At 60.1% G+C, this 20,016-nt stretch carries 16 protein-coding genes; 10 read left to right on the top strand and 6 right to left on the bottom strand.

Annotation, left to right across the window (positions count from 1 at the left end):
- The first annotated feature begins 243 nt into the window (after positions 1 to 243).
- Genes M2397_RS26150 through M2397_RS26160 form a run of 3 tightly spaced genes read left to right on the top strand, consistent with a single transcriptional unit; the run spans position 244 to position 2,872 of the window.
- Entirely contained in the window at positions 244 to 1,683 is a 1,440-nt protein-coding gene (locus M2397_RS26150; RefSeq protein ID WP_131700154.1) for a cytochrome ubiquinol oxidase subunit I, read from the top strand.
- 1 nt (position 1,684) lies between these two features.
- On the top strand, positions 1,685 to 2,692 hold the full coding sequence (gene cydB / locus M2397_RS26155; RefSeq protein ID WP_131700155.1) for a cytochrome d ubiquinol oxidase subunit II: 1,008 nt from the start codon (positions 1,685 to 1,687) through the stop codon (positions 2,690 to 2,692).
- Positions 2,693 to 2,704: 12 nt separating this feature from the next.
- Positions 2,705 to 2,872, top strand: coding sequence for a DUF2474 domain-containing protein (locus tag M2397_RS26160; protein ID WP_010562540.1), 168 nt, complete (start codon positions 2,705 to 2,707; stop codon positions 2,870 to 2,872).
- Positions 2,873 to 2,938: 66 nt separating this feature from the next.
- On the opposite strand, the gene M2397_RS26165 is transcribed toward M2397_RS26160, so the two are convergent.
- Complete coding sequence (locus M2397_RS26165) at positions 2,939 to 4,063, bottom strand: methyltransferase (RefSeq protein ID WP_131700156.1); 1,125 nt, start codon at positions 4,061 to 4,063, stop codon at positions 2,939 to 2,941.
- A gap of 161 nt (positions 4,064 to 4,224) precedes the next feature.
- Positions 4,225 to 4,935 carry a LuxR family transcriptional regulator gene (locus M2397_RS26170; RefSeq protein WP_145336629.1) on the bottom strand — a complete coding sequence of 237 codons (711 nt, stop codon included), beginning with the start codon at positions 4,933 to 4,935 and terminating at the stop codon, positions 4,225 to 4,227.
- Between the two features lie 381 nt (positions 4,936 to 5,316).
- Between M2397_RS26170 and M2397_RS26175 the strand changes: the two genes are divergently transcribed.
- Positions 5,317 to 6,093 (top strand): ferredoxin--NADP reductase, encoded by a 777-nt coding sequence (locus tag M2397_RS26175; protein ID WP_259244735.1) that lies wholly within the window; start codon positions 5,317 to 5,319, stop codon positions 6,091 to 6,093.
- Between the two features lie 46 nt (positions 6,094 to 6,139).
- On the opposite strand, the gene mscL is transcribed toward M2397_RS26175, so the two are convergent.
- Positions 6,140 to 6,556 carry a large-conductance mechanosensitive channel protein MscL gene (gene mscL, locus M2397_RS26180; protein ID WP_053137928.1) on the bottom strand — a complete coding sequence of 139 codons (417 nt, stop codon included), beginning with the start codon at positions 6,554 to 6,556 and terminating at the stop codon, positions 6,140 to 6,142.
- A 286-nt stretch (positions 6,557 to 6,842) separates the two neighbouring features.
- Here mscL and katB point away from each other — a divergent pair, with 286 nt between their 5' ends.
- From katB to radA, 3 genes are read left to right on the top strand one after another with little or no spacing between them, the layout of a single operon-like run.
- Positions 6,843 to 8,384, top strand: a complete 1,542-nt coding sequence (katB, locus tag M2397_RS26185) for a catalase KatB (RefSeq protein WP_145336627.1) — start codon at positions 6,843 to 6,845, stop codon at positions 8,382 to 8,384.
- Between the two features lie 54 nt (positions 8,385 to 8,438).
- Positions 8,439 to 8,978, top strand: coding sequence for an ankyrin repeat domain-containing protein (locus tag M2397_RS26190; protein WP_150054039.1), 540 nt, complete (start codon positions 8,439 to 8,441; stop codon positions 8,976 to 8,978).
- A 35-nt stretch (positions 8,979 to 9,013) separates the two neighbouring features.
- Entirely contained in the window at positions 9,014 to 10,381 is a 1,368-nt protein-coding gene (gene radA, locus M2397_RS26195; RefSeq protein ID WP_024077502.1) for a DNA repair protein RadA, read from the top strand.
- Positions 10,382 to 10,411: 30 nt separating this feature from the next.
- Here radA and M2397_RS26200 read toward each other — a convergent pair whose 3' ends face one another.
- The gene (locus tag M2397_RS26200; protein WP_131699341.1) at positions 10,412 to 10,780 is read right to left on the bottom strand and encodes a PilZ domain-containing protein; all 369 of its coding nucleotides are present in this window, start codon (positions 10,778 to 10,780) and stop codon (positions 10,412 to 10,414) included.
- A 173-nt stretch (positions 10,781 to 10,953) separates the two neighbouring features.
- On the opposite strand from M2397_RS26200, the gene M2397_RS26205 reads away from it, so the two are divergent.
- The 3 genes from M2397_RS26205 (at position 10,954) to yjiA (ending at position 14,349) form a co-directional block, all read left to right on the top strand.
- Positions 10,954 to 13,020, top strand: a complete 2,067-nt coding sequence (locus M2397_RS26205; protein WP_053137912.1) for a carbon starvation CstA family protein — start codon at positions 10,954 to 10,956, stop codon at positions 13,018 to 13,020.
- 15 nt (positions 13,021 to 13,035) lie between these two features.
- Positions 13,036 to 13,233, top strand: a complete 198-nt coding sequence (locus tag M2397_RS26210; protein ID WP_003176208.1) for a YbdD/YjiX family protein — start codon at positions 13,036 to 13,038, stop codon at positions 13,231 to 13,233.
- 156 nt (positions 13,234 to 13,389) lie between these two features.
- Entirely contained in the window at positions 13,390 to 14,349 is a 960-nt protein-coding gene (gene yjiA, locus M2397_RS26215) for a GTPase (RefSeq protein ID WP_259244736.1), read from the top strand.
- Between the two features lie 184 nt (positions 14,350 to 14,533).
- On the opposite strand, the gene glyA is transcribed toward yjiA, so the two are convergent.
- Both glyA and M2397_RS26225 read right to left on the bottom strand, forming a co-directional pair.
- On the bottom strand, positions 14,534 to 15,787 hold the full coding sequence (gene glyA / locus M2397_RS26220; RefSeq protein WP_259244737.1) for a serine hydroxymethyltransferase: 1,254 nt from the start codon (positions 15,785 to 15,787) through the stop codon (positions 14,534 to 14,536).
- 178 nt (positions 15,788 to 15,965) lie between these two features.
- Positions 15,966 to 19,817, bottom strand: a complete 3,852-nt coding sequence (locus M2397_RS26225; protein WP_310521949.1) for an EAL domain-containing protein — start codon at positions 19,815 to 19,817, stop codon at positions 15,966 to 15,968.
- Between the last annotated feature and the right edge of the window lie 199 nt (positions 19,818 to 20,016).

Below are 20,016 nucleotides of genomic sequence, written 5' to 3' on the forward strand. Positions count from 1 at the left end.
TGAGGCAGTCTGTCACGCGGCAAAAGACCACACGGACCAACCGCGAAAATGGGACTACTCTTTTGACTGTGATTGATCCAGATCAAAGTCATTTCAGAATTTGTTCTGGTGGCCGCAAGGCCCGATTCCCTACGTGGTTGGTTAAAAAAAGAAACGAATTGAAATTCGCCAGACTCCATATCCGTGGGGGCAGTGGGTGCAGGCTCCCGCCAGCAGCCGGTATTACCTGACAGAGGAAGACTTATGTTCGGTTTGGAGGCGCTAGATCTCGCCCGAATTCAGTTCGCGTTCACCATCTCATTCCACATCCTGTTCCCGGCGATCACCATCGGCCTGGCCAGTTACCTCGCGGTGCTGGAAGGCTTGTGGCTCAAGACCCATAACGACACCTACCGTGACCTCTACCATTTCTGGTCGAAGATCTTTGCCGTCAACTTCGGCATGGGCGTGGTCTCCGGTCTGGTCATGGCCTACCAGTTCGGTACCAACTGGAGCCGCTTCTCGGACTTCGCCGGCGCCGTCACCGGGCCTCTTCTGACCTACGAAGTGCTCACGGCCTTCTTCCTCGAAGCCGGTTTCCTCGGTGTGATGCTGTTCGGTTGGAACAAGGTGGGGCGCAAGCTGCACTTCTTCTCCACCGTGATGGTGGCCGTCGGTACGTTGATCTCGACCTTCTGGATCCTGGCGTCCAACAGCTGGATGCAGACACCGCAGGGCTTTGAAATCATCGACGGCCGCGTGATTCCTACCGACTGGCTGGCGGTGATCTTCAACCCGTCGTTCCCCTACCGGCTGGCGCATATGGCTACGGCGGCGTTCGTGGCGACCGCGTTCTTCGTCGGTTCCTCGGCGGCCTGGCACTTGCTGCGCGGCAAGGACAACCCGGCGATCCGCAAGATGTTGTCGATGGCGATGTGGATGGCCCTGATCGTGGCGCCTATCCAGGCAGTGATCGGTGACTTCCATGGCCTCAACACCCTCAAGCACCAGCCGGCAAAAATCGCCGCCATCGAAGGCCACTGGGAAAACAAAGGCAATGAGCCTACCCCGCTGATCCTGTTTGGCTGGCCGGACATGAAAGCCGAAAAAACCAAATACGCGGTGGAGATTCCGTACCTGGGCAGCCTGATCCTGACCCACTCCCTGGATAAACAGGTGCCGGCGCTCAAGGAGTTCCCACCGGAAGACCGGCCGAATTCGACCATCGTGTTCTGGTCGTTCCGGGTCATGGTCGGCTTGGGTTTCCTGATGATCTTCACCGGTCTGTTCAGCCTCTGGCTGCGCCGGGGCGACAAGATGTACACGTCCAAACCGTTCCTGTACCTGGCGCTGTGGATGGGGCCGTCTGGCCTGATCGCGATTCTTGCCGGTTGGTTCACCACCGAAATCGGCCGCCAGCCGTGGGTGGTCTACGGGTTGATGCGCACGGCGGATGCTTCTTCCGGGCATAGCCTGGCGCAGATGACGATCACCCTGGTGTTGTTCGTGGTGGTGTACTTCGCGCTGTTTGGTGCGGGCCTGGGCTACATGATGCGCCTGGTGCGCAAAGGCCCGGTGACCCACGAAAGCACGGAGCCGACCCACGGTGGCCCTGGCCAGAAACGCACACCGGCCCGTCCTTTGTCCGCCGCCGATGATGGCAGCGATGACGACCACGCCCACATCCAGCACAAGGGGAATTGAGATGGGTATTGATCTTCCGCTGATCTGGGCCGTGATCATCATCTTCGGCATCATGATGTACGTGGTCATGGACGGCTTCGACCTCGGCATCGGCATTCTCTTCCCGTTTATCCCGGGCAAGACCGACCGTGACGTGATGATGAACACCGTGGCCCCGGTCTGGGACGGTAACGAAACCTGGCTGGTACTCGGTGGCGCGGCGTTGTTCGGCGCGTTCCCGCTGGCCTATTCGGTGGTGCTCTCTGCGTTGTACCTGCCGTTGATTTTGATGCTGATCGGGCTGATTTTTCGCGGCGTGGCTTTCGAGTTCCGCTTCAAGGCCAAGGACCACAAGCGTCACCTGTGGGACAAGGCGTTTATCGGCGGCTCGCTGGCGGCCACGTTCTTCCAGGGTGTAGCGCTGGGCGCGTTTATCGACGGGATCCCGGTGGTCAATCGCCAGTTTGCCGGCGGCTCGCTGGACTGGCTCACACCGTTCACGATGTTCTGCGGCGTGGCGCTGATCGTGGCCTATGCGTTGCTGGGCTGCACCTGGCTGATCATGAAAACCGAAGGCCCGTTGCAGGAGAAGATGCACAACCTGGCGCGGCCGTTGGCTTTCGTGGTGTTGGCCGTGATCGGCATCGTGAGTATCTGGACCCCGCTGTCGCACCCGGAAATCGCCTCGCGCTGGTTCACCCTGCCGAATCTGTTCTGGTTCCTGCCGGTACCGATCCTGGTGCTGGTGACCATGTACGGGTTGATCCGCGCCGTGGCGCGTAATGCCCACTACACGCCGTTCCTGCTGACGCTGGTGCTGATCTTCCTCGGCTACAGCGGCCTGGGGATCAGCCTGTGGCCGAACATCATCCCGCCATCCGTGTCGATCTGGGATGCCGCTGCGCCGCCCCAGAGCCAAGGCTTCATGCTGGTGGGCACCTTGTTCATCATCCCGTTCATCCTGGGCTACACCTTCTGGAGCTACTACGTGTTCCGCGGCAAGGTCACCCACGAAGACGGCTATCACTAGGAGGGTCGTTGCATGTCCGGCAAACCTACGTTGCACGAGATTGAACAGGCCGAGAAACAGCCGTTGTGGCGGCGCCTGGGGTGGCTGGCGATGATCTGGACCGGCAGTGTGCTGGCCCTGTTCGTCGTGGCCAGCCTGATGCGCATGTTCATGAATGCGGCCGGCCTGACCACCCACTGACATCCCGATCCGGGCTTCGCGCTCGGTTTTCAGCCCTGCTCTTCTTTTGGAAGGGCAGGGCTTTTTTTATTTGCGCGCTTTGAGAATCACAAACTTTGGCGTGGCGGCCACTTGCTCTACGCCACGGAACAAGCGCGCCAACTTGCTGTGATAACCCAGGTGACGGTTGCCGACGATATACAGGGCGCCGCCGACCACCAACGCCTCCCGCGCCTGCTGGAACATACGCCAGGCGAGGAAGTCGCCGACCACCTGCTGCTGGTGGAACGGCGGGTTGCACAGCACAACGTCGAGGGAGTCTGGTTCCTGACCGGCCAGGCCATCGCCAGCGCGTACGGTGACGGCGCGGTCACCGAGGGCGGCTTGCCAGTTCTCCAGCGCCGATTGCACGGCCATATAGGACTCGTCCACCAGAGTGTATTGCGCCTCGGGGTTTTGCAGGGCGCTGGCAATCGCCAGTACACCGTTGCCACAACCCAGGTCCGCCACGCGGGCACTGCCCAGGTTGTTGGGCAGGTGCGGCAGGAAGGCGCGGGTGCCGATGTCCAGGCCTTCACGGCAGAACACGTTGGCATGGTTGAGCAGTTCGATAGCCGGCGCGTCCAGGGTGTAGCGCGTCGGGTAGGGCGAGACAGCGATGGGCCGGTCGGCCTGGGTGGCGATCAGCAACCGGGCTTTCTTGACGGCCAGGGAGGCGTGCATCGGCCCGATATAGCGCTCAAGCATTTCCCCGGCCGCCCTTGGCAGGTGCTTGATCATCGCCCCTGCGATCACCTCGGCACCCGGCGCCAGTTGGCCTTGCAGGCGGATCAGTTGTTCTTCCAGCAATGCCAGGGTTTTGGGTACACGGATCAGCACCCGGTCGAACGGCCCTGTGGGCACTTGGCTGGCGGGGATGAACGGCACGGCGTCAAAGGCCTTGCCATTGCGCACCAGGTTTTTATCCAGGCCCAGGGCGGCCAGGAACGAGTCGCCGCTGGAGGTCACCTGCGCCCGGCCTTCGAGACTGGCAGCCAGGGCGCCGAAGCTGTCATTGAGCACCAGCACGCGAGTCGCAGCGCTCGGTTGCTGTTCAGCCAGATAGCTGAGCAGGTACTCGTCGGCGGCGTCGAAGGCTTGCAGCGGATCGTTATGCTGCTCTGGCTGGCGGATCAGATCGAGCTGGGCGAAGGGGCTGTCGAGCAGGGGCATGGCGAGGGAGGCTCTGGGTCATCGATGGGTGTTCGGCAGTCGGCTGCAGAACCGTCTGAGTGAACAGCGGGCGGCGCCCCGTGGGGACAGCCCAGCACTCAGAATGGGTCGTAAATGTTACTTTTTTTCCTGAGGGATTACATGCGGTGTTTCAACGCGGCTTAAAACAACCCCGCTTTCGAGGCGCAGAGCACAGCGGCGATCTTGTTGTTGACCCCCAGCTTTTTGAAGCAACTGCAGATATGAAAGCCCACCGTACGTTCGGACAGGCACAGAATGGTGGCTATGTCCGCAGCGGTCTTGCCCATGGCTGACCACTTGAGGATTTCGGTTTCGCGCGGGGTTAATTTGCTGGCAGGGTTAATGCTGGGCTTGCGTGCGTAAGTCTGCGCCACTACCGCGTGCATCGCATGGCACAGCCACAGGACCTGGCCGGCTTTTTCGTACAGCTCCTGCGGGGTCACTTCACCCGTGCTACGGCCAAGGGTCAGCATGCTGAACACACCCTGGAAATCATGCACAGCTTGGGTCCATCCCAAATGCACACCAAAGGATTTGGCTAAAGACCACAAGTTTGGTGAGTCTTTAAAGGTTTTTTCCTCCCAGACAAGGGGGAGTACACAACGTTTGCAATGTTCCACCACGGGATCAACTTCAAAGAAGTGGGCCTGGTTATACAGTTTGTTCCACTCATCGGGATAGTTGTTGAGGTGAATAGGTTTCGTTTGGTTGTTAGGCAGTTGAGAACTCATCGTAAAAGAACAGTATTGGAAGCCAAGTGCGTAGGTGTGGTTCACAGCCGTCTCGAAAAGAGTAGTTGCCTCGCTCTCGCCCTCCAGCTTGGGAAGTCGGGTGTTGCGCCAGTTGACCATTGGTAACTCTCCATGGGTTTCCGCATGACATGGGATACGTCCCGAACTCCCACTGCACGCAAACCAGTGTAGGACATGAGCTACATCGCGAGATGAAATTTTCGCTCTTGCAGGGCGGCGTTTAAGAAGTTTTCTCTACGGTCGCGGCGGGCTTTGCTAAGGGGCTTAGTTGTTTTTTTCGATTTTTTAGTCAGTTGAAGCACTTGTGGCAGACACAACTTAGCGTGTGCTTGTGGTGCTGATAGGGGCGCTAATAGCAAATTTATTAGTGCTGATATTAAGTTGCTACTATTTTGTGCCTGCACCATGCCATTACCCGGCATGGGTGTTTCCGGGCGCGACTTTGAGGGACACTAGGGCACCTGTAGAACGGAGTCCCCCATGACGGCCAGTGCTGAGAAATTTACCCGCCAGACCTTGCTCGATGTGCAATCCCTGACCCCCAGCCTGTTTACGCTGCGAACCACCCGTGACCCAGGGTTCCGTTTCACCGCCGGGCAATTCGTGCGCCTGGGGGTCACCAAGGCGGATGGCAGCACGGTGTGGCGTGCCTATTCCGTGGTGTCCTCGCCATTTGATGAATACTTGGACTTCTTCTCGATTGTTGTCCCAGGCGGCGAATTCACCAGTGAACTCAGCCGACTGCGGGTAGGCGATACCTTAATGGTGGAGCGCCAGGCTACCGGGTACCTGACCCTGAATCGTTTCGTCGATGGTCGTGACTTGTGGATGTTGGGTACGGGGACCGGGGTGGCGCCGTTTTTGTCGATCCTGCAGGACTTTGAAGTCTGGGAGAAATTCGAGCGCATCATCCTGGTATACAGCGCGCGGGAAGCCCAGGAGTTGGCCTATCAGTCGCTGATCAAAGAGCTGGGTGAACGAGAGTACCTGGCCGAATACGCGCATAAATTCACCTACATCCCGCTCGTCACCCGTGAACAGCACCTAGGTGCGCTGAATGGGCGCATTACCACGCTGATCGAGAATGGCGAATTGGAGCGTGCTGCCGGCGTCGAGCTGACTCCGGAACATTCCCGTGTGCTGATTTGCGGTAACCCGCAGATGGTGGATGACACTCGCCAGTTGCTCAAGCAGCGCGACATGCAACTGAGCCTTAGCCGCCGGCCGGGGCAGGTGGCGGTGGAAAACTACTGGTAATAAAAAGGCGCCTCAAGCAGGCGCCTTTTTTCCAAGCCGGTACAGGTTAAAGCGGCTTGTCGTTCTGTGCCTTGAGCAGGTCGCGAATCTCACCCAGCAGCACTTCTTCCTTGCTCGGTGTCGGTGGCAGGCTAGGTGCAACGGCTTCTTCGCGCTTGAGGCGGTTGATGGCCTTGACGCCCATGAAGATCGCAAACGCGACGATCACAAAGTCGATCACGCTCTGGATGAACTTGCCGTACGCCAGGACGACGGCGGGCACATCGCCTTGGGCCGCCTTGAGCGTTATCGCCAGGTCACCAAAGTCCACGCCACCGATCAACAGACCAATGGGCGGCATCACTACGTCGCCTACAAACGAAGAAACAATTTTGCCGAAGGCGGCGCCGATGATGATACCGACGGCCATGTCGACCACATTACCTTTGACCGCGAAGGCCTTGAACTCACTGATCACGCCCATAGGTTATTCCTTGTTACAAATGAGAAGGGTGCCGCTTAGTGTAAGTCAGCGGTAGCGGGCTTGCCCGACACAACCGTTAACACTGTTAGTTTTTATCGACACATTAAAACGCAAATAGTTTGCAAAGTGCCACCAATCGCGCGCGAAATACCCGCTGTTTCAGTGGCTTACCACATTATTTTCTTTATCGCCCTGGTGGGGTTTTTCTATTTATCTTCTGACTCGTGGGTCACTAGCCTCTGGCAAGCACAACTGAATGTGCACTAAAAAACCAGAGGAAACCTTGATGAAGAATCCAATCAATCGCGGCCCGGTATTGGCGCGTCATGTGCTGGTACTGGCGACCGCCAGCCTGCTTTCCCTCTCCGTGCAAGCCGCCAACCTGACCCGTGATAACGGCGCCGCGGTGGGCGATAACCAGAACTCGCAAACCGCTGGCGCCAACGGCCCGGTGCTGCTGCAGGACGTGCAACTGATCCAGAAGCTGCAGCGCTTCGACCGTGAACGCATCCCCGAGCGCGTCGTGCATGCCCGTGGCACCGGCGCCCATGGCACCTTCACCGTCACCGATAACCTCAGCGACCTGACCAAGGCCAAGGTCTTCGCTGCTGGCGAAACGACCCCGGTGTTCGTGCGCTTCTCGGCCGTGGTGCACGGTAACCACTCCCCGGAAACCCTGCGTGACCCGCGCGGCTTCGCCACCAAGTTCTATACCGCCGATGGCAACTGGGACCTGGTGGGCAATAACTTCCCGACGTTCTTTATCCGCGATGCCATCAAGTTCCCCGACATGGTCCACGCCTTCAAGCCGGACCCGCGCACTAACCTGGACGATGACTCCCGTCGCTTCGACTTCTTCTCCCATGTTCCCGAGGCCACTCGCACACTCACCGAGTTGTATTCCGACTCCGGTACTCCGGCCAGTTATCGGGAAATGGACGGCAATGGTGTACATGCCTACAAGTTGATCAACGCCAAGGGTGAAGTGCACTACGTCAAGTTCCACTGGAAGAGCCTGCAAGGCATCAAGAATCTCGACCCCAAGCAAGTTACCGAAGTGCAGGGGCGTGACTACAGCCATATGACTAACGACCTGGTCACCCATATCAACAAGGGCGACTTCCCCAAGTGGGACCTGTATGTGCAGGTACTCAAGCCGGAAGACCTGGCCAAGTTTGATTTCGACCCGCTGGACGCCACCAAGATCTGGCCGAATGTGCCCGAGCGTAAAGTCGGGCAGATGGTGCTGAACCGCAACCCGGCGAATGTCTTCCAGGAAACCGAGCAAGTGGCCATGGCCCCGGCCAACCTGGTGCCGGGCATCGAACCGTCGGAAGACCGCCTGCTGCAAGGGCGGGTGTTCTCGTATGCCGACACGCAGATGTATCGACTGGGCGCCAATGCCCTGCAGTTGCCGATCAACGCCCCACGGGTCACCGTCAACAACGGTAACCAGGACGGCGCGCTGAACTTCGGCAAGACCACCAGCGGCGTGAACTACCAGCCAAGCCGCCTGGAAAACCGTGAAGAGCCGCAAACTGCGCGCTACAGCCAGACGGCGCTGTCGGGCAGCACCCAGCAGGCGAAGATCCAGCGTGAGCAGAACTTCAAGCAGGCCGGCGATCTGTATCGCTCCTACAGCAAGAAAGAGCGTCAGGACTTGATCGACAACTTCGGCGGCTCCCTGGCCACTACCGATGACGAGAGCAAGCACATCATCCTGTCGTTCCTCTACAAGGCCGATCCGGAATACGGCACCGGCGTGGCCAAGGTCGCCAAGGGTGACCTGGCGCGCGTGAAGGCGCTGGCCGAAAAACTCACTGACTGACGTTGGTTTCGGTCGACGCCCACGCGGGCGTCGACCTCTGGCAGGAGAGAACCCATGCGTATTTCGATCGGCCTACTGATGGCTATGCTGGCCTTTGTCGCCCATGCCGAGTCGCCCGACCCGGTCGCGCTCAAGGCGCAGCTCCAGGATTATTACTTCGACGCCGCCCGCCGTGGTGACCTCGACATGCTCAACACCTTTATCGACGCCGGCTTCCCCCTCAACACCCAGGACGACAAGGGCTACACGGCGTTGATTCTCGCCGCCTACCATGGTGAAAGCGCCTACGTGGAGCGTTTGCTCGCCGCCGGTGCCGACGCCTGTGTGCAGGACAAGCGCGGTAACACCGCGTTGATGGGCGCGATCTTCAAGGGAGAACTGAAAATTGCCCAGCGCCTGCTGGCGACCGACTGCAACCCCGACCAACGTAACGGTGCCGGTCAGACGGCGGCCATGTACGCCGGCCTGTTCAAGCGCATCGAGTTGCTCGACGAACTCAAGGCCAAGGGCGCCGATCTCAACGCCGAAGACCCGGTCGGCAACAGTGCTTCACGACTGGCCAGCGGTGAAATCCGGACCCCGGCGTCGCGCTGAGCTATCATCGCGGTTTTTCCGTTGGAGGTTTTCAAATGGCAAAGGCCAAGCGCATGTACGGCTGCACGGAGTGCGGCGCGACCTTTCCCAAGTGGGCCGGCCAATGCACCGAGTGTGGTGCGTGGAATACCCTGACTGAAACCATGATCGAAAGCGGCGGCGCCTCGGCCCCCACCGGCCGCGCCGGCTGGACCGGGCAACAGGCGCAAATCAAGACCCTGGCCGAGGTCAGCGTTGAAGAGATCCCGCGTTTCTCGACGGCTTCCGGTGAGCTGGATCGGGTTCTGGGTGGCGGCCTGGTGGATGGTTCGGTGGTGTTGATCGGCGGCGACCCCGGCATCGGCAAATCGACGATCCTGCTGCAAACCCTGTGCAGCATCGCCAGCCGCATGCCGGCGCTGTACGTCACCGGCGAAGAATCCCAGCAACAGGTGGCCATGCGTGCCCGCCGCCTCGGTTTGCCCCAGGATCAACTGCGGGTCATGACTGAAACCTGCATCGAAAGCATCATCGCCACGGCCCGGATCGAAAAACCCAAGGTCATGGTGATCGACTCGATCCAGACGATTTTCACCGAGCAACTGCAATCGGCGCCGGGCGGCGTGTCCCAGGTGCGCGAGAGTGCGGCGTTGCTGGTGCGCTACGCCAAGCAGAGCGGCACGGCGATCTTCCTGGTCGGCCACGTCACCAAAGAGGGCGCGCTGGCCGGGCCACGGGTGTTGGAGCATATGGTCGACACCGTGCTGTATTTCGAAGGCGAGTCCGATGGCCGTTTGCGCTTGCTGCGGGCGGTGAAGAACCGCTTCGGCGCGGTGAACGAACTGGGTGTGTTCGCCATGACTGACCGGGGGCTGAAAGAAGTCTCTAACCCCTCGGCGATTTTCCTGACCCGTGCCCAGGAAGAAGTCCCAGGCAGCGTGGTTATGGCAACGTGGGAAGGCACCCGGCCGATGCTGGTGGAAGTCCAGGCGCTGGTGGATGACAGCCATCTGGCCAACCCTCGTCGCGTCACGTTGGGCCTGGATCAAAACCGCCTGGCGATGCTGTTGGCGGTGTTGCACCGTCACGGTGGCATCCCCACCCACGACCAGGACGTGTTCCTCAACGTGGTCGGCGGGGTCAAGGTGCTGGAAACCGCGTCCGACCTGGCGTTGATGGCGGCGGTGATGTCCAGCTTGCGTAACCGGCCATTGCCCCACGACCTGCTGGTGTTCGGTGAGGTGGGCCTGTCCGGCGAAGTGCGCCCGGTGCCGAGCGGTCAGGAACGCTTGAAGGAAGCGGCCAAACACGGCTTCAAACGCGCGATTGTGCCCAAGGGCAATGCGCCGAAGGAAATGCCGCCAGGATTGCAGGTGATTGGGGTCACGCGCCTGGAACAGGCATTGGATGCCTTGTTCGAGTAATCACCAACGCCGCAAAACCAATGTGGGTGGTTAGATCTCCAACAGCGCCGACAACTCCCGGTGCAGTTCTTCTTCATCTCCAAGGTTCAGTTCGATAAGCCGCCTTAGGTGGCTGATCGAGTCCAGGTCGATGTCTGTGCACACAAACCCCAGTTGACCATCTGCTTCGTGGGTCAGCCGTGCTTGCATCTTTATATGCGCCTTGGGATCCAGGCGTATGTCGACCGCGAACGGCAGCGCCTTATTTCCCTTCCAGTCTTCAGGCCGTTGCGCCAACAGGCCCTTGAGCGACAAATCCACCAATTGCACTGGCCATTCGTTGCCGTTTTGCCGAAGTTCGGTCTTGGCATCAAAGGCGATCCGGCGAAAACGGCGGCGATCAGACGCTTGCTCGGTCATGGTGAAACCCTCTGTGGATAAAAGGATTGTAGCCCTGCGCCATCATTGGGCGGTTTTTTCTGTTTTTTTTCCGCTGCAAGGCTCTAGACCAACGTAGGGGGGTGGCCTTTAAGGCCAGTAGCGCTAAACTCCGGATGGCTGTCCTTTCTGTCCACCCTGGCTGGAATATAAAAATGAAAAATAATAATAGCCTGCTACGCCACTTACCCTGGCTGGTGCTGGCAATCGTAGGAGCGTGCGCCCTGGGCGTAGTGGCCTTGCGCCGAGGCGAGGCGATCAACGCCTTGTGGATTGTGGTCGCTGCCGTGGCCATCTATCTGGTCGCTTATCGCTACTACAGCCTGTTCATCGCTAATAATGTGATGCAACTCGATCCACGACGGGCCACCCCCGCAGTGGTCAACAATGACGGTCTGGACTATGTGCCGACCAACAAACACATCCTTTTCGGTCACCACTTTGCGGCAATTGCCGGTGCAGGCCCCTTGGTCGGCCCGGTACTGGCGGCGCAAATGGGCTACCTGCCCGGCACACTCTGGCTGATTGCCGGCGTGGTACTGGCCGGTGCGGTGCAGGATTTCATGGTCCTGTTCCTGTCCACGCGTCGTAATGGCCGTTCCCTGGGGGACATGGTTCGCGAAGAGATGGGTCGTATCCCAGGGACCATCGCGCTGTTCGGCTGCTTCCTGATCATGATCATCATCCTTGCGGTGCTGGCGCTGATCGTGGTCAAGGCCCTGGCCGAGAGCCCATGGGGCATCTTCACGGTGATGGCGACCATCCCGATCGCGATGTTCATGGGCATCTACATGCGCTACATCCGCCCGGGCCGCATTGGTGAAATTTCGATCATCGGCGTGCTGTTGCTGCTCGGTTCGATCTGGCTGGGCGGGCAGATTGCCGCTGATCCGGTCTGGGCCAAGGCCTTCACGTTCACCGGGATCCAGATCACCTGGATGCTGATCGGCTACGGTTTCGTGGCCGCGGTACTGCCGGTGTGGCTGATCCTCGCGCCACGTGACTACCTCTCTACCTTCTTGAAAATCGGCACCATCATCGCCCTGGCGATTGGCATCCTGGTCACCATGCCTGACCTGAAAATGCCGGCGTTGACCCAGTTCATCGATGGTACCGGTCCGGTATGGAAGGGCGGCCTGTTCCCGTTCCTGTTCATCACCATTGCCTGTGGCGCGGTCTCTGGCTTCCACGCGCTGATTTCCTCGGGCACCACGCCCAAGCTGCTGGCCAGTGAAAGCCACGCCCGTTACATCGGTTACGGCGGCATGCTGATGGAGTCCTTCGTGGCGATCATGGCGATGGTTGCCGCTTCGGTGATCGAGCCAGGCGTGTACTTCGCCATGAACAGCCCGGCGGCAATCGTCGGCACCGACGTGGTGACCGTGGCACAAACCGTCAGCAGCTGGGGTTTTGCAATTACCCCCGAGGCGCTGTCGGCCGTGGCCCATGACATCGGTGAAACCACCATCCTCGCGCGTGCCGGTGGTGCGCCGACGTTGGCGGTGGGTATCGCGCAGATCCTGCACAGTGTGCTGCCGGGTGAAAACACCATGGCGTTCTGGTACCACTTTGCGATCCTGTTCGAAGCGCTGTTTATCCTGACTGCCGTCGACGCGGGCACCCGTGCCGGTCGCTTCATGCTTCAGGATTTGCTGGGCTCCTTCGTACCGGCGCTCAAGCGCACCGAGTCCTGGACCGCCAACCTGATCGCGACCGCCGGTTGCGTCGCCATGTGGGGTTACCTGCTGTACCAGGGCGTGATCGACCCGCTGGGCGGCATCAACACCTTGTGGCCGCTGTTCGGTATCTCCAACCAGATGCTGGCCGGTATCGCGCTGATGCTCGCCACCGTTGTGCTGATCAAAATGAAACGCCAACGCTACATCTGGGTGACCATGCTGCCGGCGGTATGGCTGCTGATCTGCACCACCACCGCAGGCTTCATCAAGCTGTTCGACGCCAACCCGGCGATCGGCTTCCTGTCGCTGGCGAAGAAGTACAGTGATGCCCTGGCGAACGGCCAGATCCTGGCCCCGGCCAAGAGCGTGGACCAGATGCAGCACGTGATCTGGAACGCTTACACCAACGCAACGCTGACTGTGCTGTTCCTGTTCGTGGTGTTCAGCATCCTGTTCTATGCGCTCAAGGTTGGCGTCGCCGCCTGGGGCAACAAAGAGCGTACGGATAAAGAAGCCCCGTTCCAGGCAGTACCGGACGCATAACCGAGGATTGCAAGCATGTTCAATGACATCAGTCGCCTCGGTAAATACCTCGGTCAGGCCGCGCGCCTGATGGTCGGCATGCCCGACTACGACACGTACGTCGAGCATATGCAAACCAAGCACCCGGACAAGCCGATGATGGACTACAAGGCGTTCTTCCGGGAACGCCAGGAAGCCCGTTACGGCGGCAAGGGTGGGCCCAAGTGCTGCTGACCCGTTAGTTCGGGCTGGCGGTGATCCACTGTGGGAGGGGGCTTGCCCCCGATAGCGGTGTCTCAGTGACACATAAGTGCCTGACACACTGCTATCGGGGGCAAGCCCCCTCCCACATTTGTTTTGTGTTTCTTCAGTTAATAAGGAGAACTGTTTTTGTCCTCTCCCATTCCCGTCACCGTCCTCAGTGGCTTCCTCGGCGCCGGCAAGACCACCTTGCTGCGCCACCTGCTCAAAGCCGAGCACGGCCTTAAAATCGCCGTGATCGAAAACGAATTCAGCGATGCCGGTATCGACACCCAGTTGTTGGGCGAAGAACCGGTGCAAGTCATGACCCTGTCCAACGGCTGCGTGTGCTGCACCATCCACACCGACCTGACCAAGGCCCTCTATCTGCTGCTCGAGCGCCTGGACAGCGGCGAGATCGCCTTCGACCGCCTGGTGATCGAGTGCACCGGCCTGGCCGACCCGGCGCCGGTGGCCCAGACCTTTTTCATCGATGAAGAACTGCGCGAGCGCTACATCCTCGACGGCATCATTACCCTGGTGGACGCGGCCCACGCCGAGCACCACCTGACCCAGACCATCGCCCAGGCGCAGATCGGTTTTGCCGACCGGCTGCTGGTGAGCAAGCGTGACCTGGTGGACGACGCGACCTTCGACGCCCTCAGCGAACGCCTCACACGCATCAACCGCCGCGCGCCGATTCGTGTGGTCGAGCACGGCAAGATTGATTTGGCCGAACTGCTCGATGTGCGTGGTTTCAACCTTAATGCCGGCATGAGCTTGCGCCCGGTGAGCAAGGCGCCGTCCATCGACCGTATATCCAGCCTGGTGTTGCGCACCGACCAGCCGCTGGATATCGACCGCCTCAGTGAGTTCATGAACGAACTGCTGGAGGATCATGGCAAGCAACTGCTGCGCTACAAAGGCGTGCTCAACATCGCCGGCGAAGACCGCCGCATGGTGTTCCAGGGCGTGCTCAAGCTCTATGGTTTCGACTGGGATACTGAGTGGGCCGAGGGTGAAGCGCGGGAGAGTGTGATCGTGTTTATTGCCGATGAGTTGCCGGAGGACAAAATCCGCGAAGGCTTTGCCAAAGTCTACCAACCCTGACGTGTGATGCAGTCAACTGTGGGAGGCGGCTTGCTCCCGATGGCGGTGGGTCAGTAAACCTATATGTGACTGACACAGTGCTATCGGGGGCAAGCTCCTCCCACACTTGGGCGCATTTCAAACTGGACAATTGGCATAAAAAAGCCCGGCTCAAGAGCCGGGCTTCTTAGTCAAGCAACTGCAATCAAGCGCCGTATACCGGCAGTTTTTTGCAGATGGCCTTGACCTTCTCACGTACCGCGTCGATCACGGCTTCGTTGTTCAGGTCTGCCAGGATGTCGCAGATCCAGCCGGCCAGTTCCTTGCACTCTTCTTCCTTGAAGCCACGAGTGGTCACAGCCGGGGTGCCGAAGCGCAGGCCCGAGGTGACGAACGGCGAACGTGGGTCGTTCGGCACGGAGTTTTTGTTCACGGTGATGAACGCTTTGCCCAGGGCAGCGTCAGCATCTTTACCGGAAATGTCCTGCTTGATCAGCGACAGCAGGAACAGGTGGTTTTCAGTACCGCCGGACACCACGTCGAAGCCGCGTTCGATGAACACGCTGGCCATGGTCTGGGCGTTTTTCACCACTTGTTGCTGGTAGGTCTTGAACTCAGGTTGCAGGGCTTCCTTGAAGCAGATCGCTTTAGCGGCGATCACGTGCTCCAGTGGGCCACCCTGGGCGCCCGGGAATACGGCGGAGTTCAGCTTTTTCTCGATCTCGGCGTTAGCGCGCGCCAGGATCAGGCCGCCACGTGGACCGCGCAGGGTCTTGTGGGTGGTGGTGGTGACCACGTCGGCGAAAGGTACCGGGTTCGGGTAGACGCCAGCGGCGACCAGACCGGCTACGTGAGCCATGTCGACGAACAGGTAGGCGCCAACCTTGTCGGCGATGGCGCGAAAGCGTGGGAAGTCCAGGATCTGCGAGTAGGCAGAGAAACCGGCCACGATCATTTTTGGCTTGTGCTCGATCGCCAGGCGCTCGACTTCGTCGTAGTCGATCAGGCCGTTGGCATCGATGCCGTATTGAACGGCGTTGTACAGCTTGCCGGAGGAGGAAACGCTGGCGCCGTGAGTCAGGTGACCGCCATGGGCCAGGCTCATGCCCAGGATGGTGTCGCCGCCTTGCAGCAGGGCCAGGTACACGGCGCTGTTGGCTTGGGAGCCGGCGTGTGGCTGGACGTTGGCGTAATCGGCGCCGAACAGTTCTTTTGCACGGTCGATGGCCAGTTGCTCAACCACGTCGACGTACTCGCAGCCACCGTAGTAGCGCTTGCCTGGGTAGCCTTCGGCGTACTTGTTGGTCAGAACCGAACCTTGAGCCTCCATCACCGCAGGGCTGGTGTAGTTTTCCGAAGCGATCAGCTCAATGTGCTCTTCCTGGCGCACGGCTTCTTGCTCCATGGCGGCGAAGAGATCGGCGTCGTACTTGGCAATAGTCAAATCACGGCTGAACATGGCGGTCCTCAAGGATCGGGGGCAGAAAAGGAGGGCATTCTAACCCAATGGGTTTTAGATGGCATATGAAAGGACATCATGTCGCGGACAAGTGGGGCTCATCTCGGGATGGGTGGTGACTGTGCCGGCCTCATCGGGGGCAAGCCCCCGATGAGGCCAGTGGCTTCACCACAAAATCTCAGTCGAACATGAAGAGGGCATCATTGCTGAACTGCGCCTCGAACCGATGTGCCGGCATCGGCCGTCCAAACAGATAACCCTGCACTTCATCGCAACCATGCTCGCGCAGGAAGTCCAGCTGCTCATGGGTTTCCACACCTTCGGCGATCACCGCCAGGTTGAGGCTGTGGGCCATGGCGATAATGGCGCGGGCGATTTGCGCATCCTGCTCGCCGGATGGCAGGCCATCGACGAAGGTGCGGTCGATTTTCAGCACGTCGATGGGGAATTGCTTGAGGTAGTTGAGTGACGAATAACCCGTGCCGAAGTCGTCCACCGCAATGCTCAGGCCCAGGTTTTTCAGGCTGTCGAGGATATGCATGGCTTCGTTGACTTCGCGCATCAGGATACTTTCGGTCAGCTCCAGCTCCAGGCACGCCGGTGGCAGGCCAGTGTCCTTGAGGATGGTGGCGATGCGCGTGCCCAGCTGGCCGTCGGAGAACTGCCGCGCGGAGATGTTCACCGAGACTTTCGGCACCCGCACCTTGTTATGGTGCCAGGTCTTGAGCTGGCGACAGGCTTCGCTGATCACCCAGTCGCCTACGTCCACCACCAGGCCCAACTCTTCGAGCACCGGAATAAAGTCCCCCGGCGGCACCAGTCCACGGCGTGGATGGCGCCAGCGCAGCAGCGCTTCGGCGCCGGTCAGGCGTTTGCCGTCGCCGCTGAACTGCGGCTGGTAATAAAGCACGAATTCGTCCTGCTCCAGCGCGTGGCGCAGGTCGCTTTCCAGCTCCAGGCGTTCCAGGGCGCTGGCGTTCATGTCGGCCTGGTAGAACTGGAAGTTGTTCTTGCCACGTTCCTTGGCGTGATACATCGCCGTGTCGGCGTTCTTCATCAGCTGGCTCAGCTCGTTGCCGTCCTGCGGGCTGAGAGCAATGCCGATACTGGCGGTCACAAAGAACTCGCGGCCCTCCAGCACAAACGGCTTCACCAGGCTGGCCAAAATCTGTTCGGCCACATGTATCGCGCGGTTCAGCGCCATTTCGCGGCTGACCCGCGGTTGCAGCAGCAAGGTGAACTCGTCGCCGCCCATGCGCGCCACGGTATCGTCTTCGGCGACGCAACCGAGCAGGCGGGTGGCCATTTCCTTGAGCATGCGGTCGCCGGCGGCGTGGCCCAGGGAGTCGTTGATCGGCTTGAAACGGTCGAGGTCGAGGAACATCAGCACCACCCACGACTTCTGCCGTTCGGCCGACTGCAACGCGGTGTGCAGGCGGTCCTGGAACAAGGTGCGGTTGGGCAGGTGGGTCAGGGCGTCGTAATAGGCCAGGCGGTGGATGCGCTGTTCGCTGGCCTTGCGTTCGCTGATATCGCTGAAGAAGCACACATAACTGGCCAGGTCGCCTTCATCGTCGAACACCGCCGTAATGCCGACCCAGGCCGGGTAATGCTCGCCGTTACGGCGCTTGAGCCACACTTCGCCTTCCCAGGTGCTGTGCTGGTGCAGTTGCTTGAGCACGTAGCGCAGGTGGGCTTCCTGTTGTTCGTCGACGGTGAGCATGTTCGGCAACTGGTCGAGTACATCACTCACCGCATAACCGCTGACCCGGCTGAACGCCTCGTTGGCCTGCACGATATAGCCGGCGGGGTCGGTGATCAGGATTGCCGACGTGGAGTGCTCGAATACGGTGGCGGCCATGCGCAGGTCTTTTTCGGCACGGCGTTGCTGGCTGATGTCGCGGCCCACGCCAAGGATGCCCTCGAAGGCGCCGTGCTCATCCCACACCAGCACCAGGCGCAGCTCGATCGGCACCTTGCGGCCATCGGCGCGCAGGCAGTCGAACAGGAACAATTGGGTCTGCACTTGATCGCGCAGCCTATTCAGCGCCTCGGGATCGCCCAGTGCGCGGCTGACCTGTTCCACCAGGCTATAGATGCCGGTCAGTTGCTGCGGGTTGGCGATGATCGACTGCCAGCCGTTCTTGAATACCCAGTCCACGTCGTAACCCAGCACGGCGTTGACCGACGGGCTGACGTAGTTCAGGGCCAGTTGGCTGTCGGTGGAGCAGATCACGTCGCTGATGCTTTCGGCCAGCATGCGGTAGCGCTGTTCGCTGTCGCGCAGGGACTCGCTGGCTTCGATCTGGTCGGTGATGTCCTTGGCCACACCGATGATGCGCGTGACTTGCGCCGTCTTGTCCCGCGCCAGGGCCTGCTCGCGAATATCAAAGCGCCGCCATTGGTTATTGCGATGGCGAAAGCGCAACTGGCAGTGCAGCTGCGTCGTGTATCCGACCTGGCGTTGCTGTTGGCGCAGATCGTGGTAATGCTCGGCGTCTTCGGGGTGCAGCAGGATTTCCCAGAAATACTCGCCCATTTGATGAAGTTCGGCCTTGGTATAGCCGAGGGTGTGGCCCAGATGGTGGTTGCTGAAGATCATGCGCTGGCTGATCACATCCTGCACATACAGGTGGTCGGGCACGGTACGGACCACGTCCGACCAGAAGCTTTCACGTTCCACCAGCGACAGTTCGATCAGCTTGCGGCTGGTGATGTCGCTGATGCTGAGGATCACCGCCTTGAAGTCGTCCTGCTGTTCCGGCAGGCGCATCACCATCCAAAGGTACTGTTCGTTGCCGGCCACATCCTTGAGCTGGATTTCCAACTCAAGCTGACTCTGTTGGGTCAGGACCGCTTCGAGTATCTGATGACCGATGGACGTGGTGTTGCGCGGGCAATCATCGATCAGCCGCTCCCACGCTTCCTCGCAGGAGCACACTCTGAGCAGGCTCACCGCCACCTGGTTGATCTCGGTGATGCGCAGTTCGGTGAGCAACTGCCGGCATTCCTCGGGGGAAGTTTGCAGCCAGGCGTGCAGTTGCTCGCGGGTCTGCAAGTGCACCTTGCCAAAGAATGCATTCAGGCCCGACAAGTCAAGTACGCACAGCGCGACGCCGGTGCCTTCGAAAATATCCTGATACCGCCGCCGGCCTTCATGCACCTGGCGCTGGCGGCGACGCATATTCAGCAGCACGATCACGGGGATCAACGAGAAGGCCAGGCCCAGCAGGCATTTACCGATAAACGCCGGCAGCAATTGTTCCAGCACGGCTGCACGGTCGAACATCCCGCGCAACTGCCAGTCGCTTTTGCTCAAGGGCGTGACCAGCACGCTTTTATTCAGGTCATCCGGGGTCAGGGCGTCGCCCCATTGCGCCGGCATGCCACTGTCACGGCTGACCACACGGTGGTTCAGGCGGTTCTCGATGGCCCACATGGGGCGCTGGCCCTGGCTGTCCTGGCGGGTCAGGTTGACCAGGTAGTTGGGTGCCAGGCGCAGCGCCCAGTACATCTTTGAGCCACCGCTGGGCTGGTGCAGCAGCAGATAGATGAGGGTGCCGTCGTCGTTATTGCTCAGGTAGTAGGGTTGGCCGTGGCTGCGCTGCACCAGCTCTTCCAGCCAGGCGCTGTCCTGGCTGTCATTGGCGCTGTCGCTGATCATCGCGCCGCTGGGCGCGAGCAGGGCGATACTGCGCAGTTCCGGCAGCGAGCGCTGCAACGTGCGCGTCAGGGCCTGTTGCTGTTCGATGTCGCGCGGCGGTTCGACCATCGGTAGCAGGTTCAGGGCAATTTTTGCGCTCAGGGCCATGTTCAGGCTGATCTGTTCAGCCAGGTCGGCGCTGTAGTCGATGGTGTATTGCTGCTGGTTTTTCTGGTTTTGCTGCAGTTGGTCCAGCAGTTGCCAGAACAATAACGCGAGCAGCAGGAGGACAAGCGTCGCCAATGCGCCTTTGAGGGTGCCGTGCAGGGGCATTCCCGGCGCTACATGAGCGGCGCGCAAGGGAGTTGGCGGCGTGACTTTGGACAAGCTGTGATCCTGCGGTTTGGCTGGACTGGCGCGCGACGTGCACTATAAGCCGGACGCCCGAAGGGCGGCTAGCATGCCTTGACTTGTGGCAAAGTGCCAGCCCTGCTTGGCTGGACTGACCAAGCGCATTGAGGTAGCTTTGCCGGTTACGCGGTGGCGTTCCAGCCCCAGATCTTCAGGCTTTTCCGCTCGCTGGCAT

It is taken from the genome of Pseudomonas sp. BIGb0381 (assembly GCF_024809815.1).
In the GTDB taxonomy this organism is placed as follows: domain Bacteria; phylum Pseudomonadota; class Gammaproteobacteria; order Pseudomonadales; family Pseudomonadaceae; genus Aquipseudomonas.

What these genes read in the sequence shown, in the direction of transcription:
- cydB (WP_131700155.1), top strand. Translation starts at nt 1,685, where the DNA reads ATGGGTATTGATCTTCCGCTGATCTGGGCCGTGATCATCATCTTCGGC.
- radA (WP_024077502.1), top strand. Translation starts at nt 9,014, where the DNA reads ATGGCAAAGGCCAAGCGCATGTACGGCTGCACGGAGTGCGGCGCGACC.
- M2397_RS26210 (WP_003176208.1), top strand. Translation starts at nt 13,036, where the DNA reads ATGTTCAATGACATCAGTCGCCTCGGTAAATACCTCGGTCAGGCCGCG.
- glyA (WP_259244737.1), bottom strand. Translation starts at nt 15,787, where the DNA reads ATGTTCAGCCGTGATTTGACTATTGCCAAGTACGACGCCGATCTCTTC.
- M2397_RS26175 (WP_259244735.1), top strand. Translation starts at nt 5,317, where the DNA reads ATGACGGCCAGTGCTGAGAAATTTACCCGCCAGACCTTGCTCGATGTG.
- katB (WP_145336627.1), top strand. Translation starts at nt 6,843, where the DNA reads ATGAAGAATCCAATCAATCGCGGCCCGGTATTGGCGCGTCATGTGCTG.
- M2397_RS26170 (WP_145336629.1), bottom strand. Translation starts at nt 4,935, where the DNA reads ATGGTCAACTGGCGCAACACCCGACTTCCCAAGCTGGAGGGCGAGAGC.
- M2397_RS26165 (WP_131700156.1), bottom strand. Translation starts at nt 4,063, where the DNA reads ATGCCCCTGCTCGACAGCCCCTTCGCCCAGCTCGATCTGATCCGCCAG.
- M2397_RS26190 (WP_150054039.1), top strand. Translation starts at nt 8,439, where the DNA reads ATGCGTATTTCGATCGGCCTACTGATGGCTATGCTGGCCTTTGTCGCC.
- M2397_RS26150 (WP_131700154.1), top strand. Translation starts at nt 244, where the DNA reads ATGTTCGGTTTGGAGGCGCTAGATCTCGCCCGAATTCAGTTCGCGTTC.
- M2397_RS26205 (WP_053137912.1), top strand. Translation starts at nt 10,954, where the DNA reads ATGAAAAATAATAATAGCCTGCTACGCCACTTACCCTGGCTGGTGCTG.
- mscL (WP_053137928.1), bottom strand. Translation starts at nt 6,556, where the DNA reads ATGGGCGTGATCAGTGAGTTCAAGGCCTTCGCGGTCAAAGGTAATGTG.
- M2397_RS26160 (WP_010562540.1), top strand. Translation starts at nt 2,705, where the DNA reads ATGTCCGGCAAACCTACGTTGCACGAGATTGAACAGGCCGAGAAACAG.
- M2397_RS26200 (WP_131699341.1), bottom strand. Translation starts at nt 10,780, where the DNA reads ATGACCGAGCAAGCGTCTGATCGCCGCCGTTTTCGCCGGATCGCCTTT.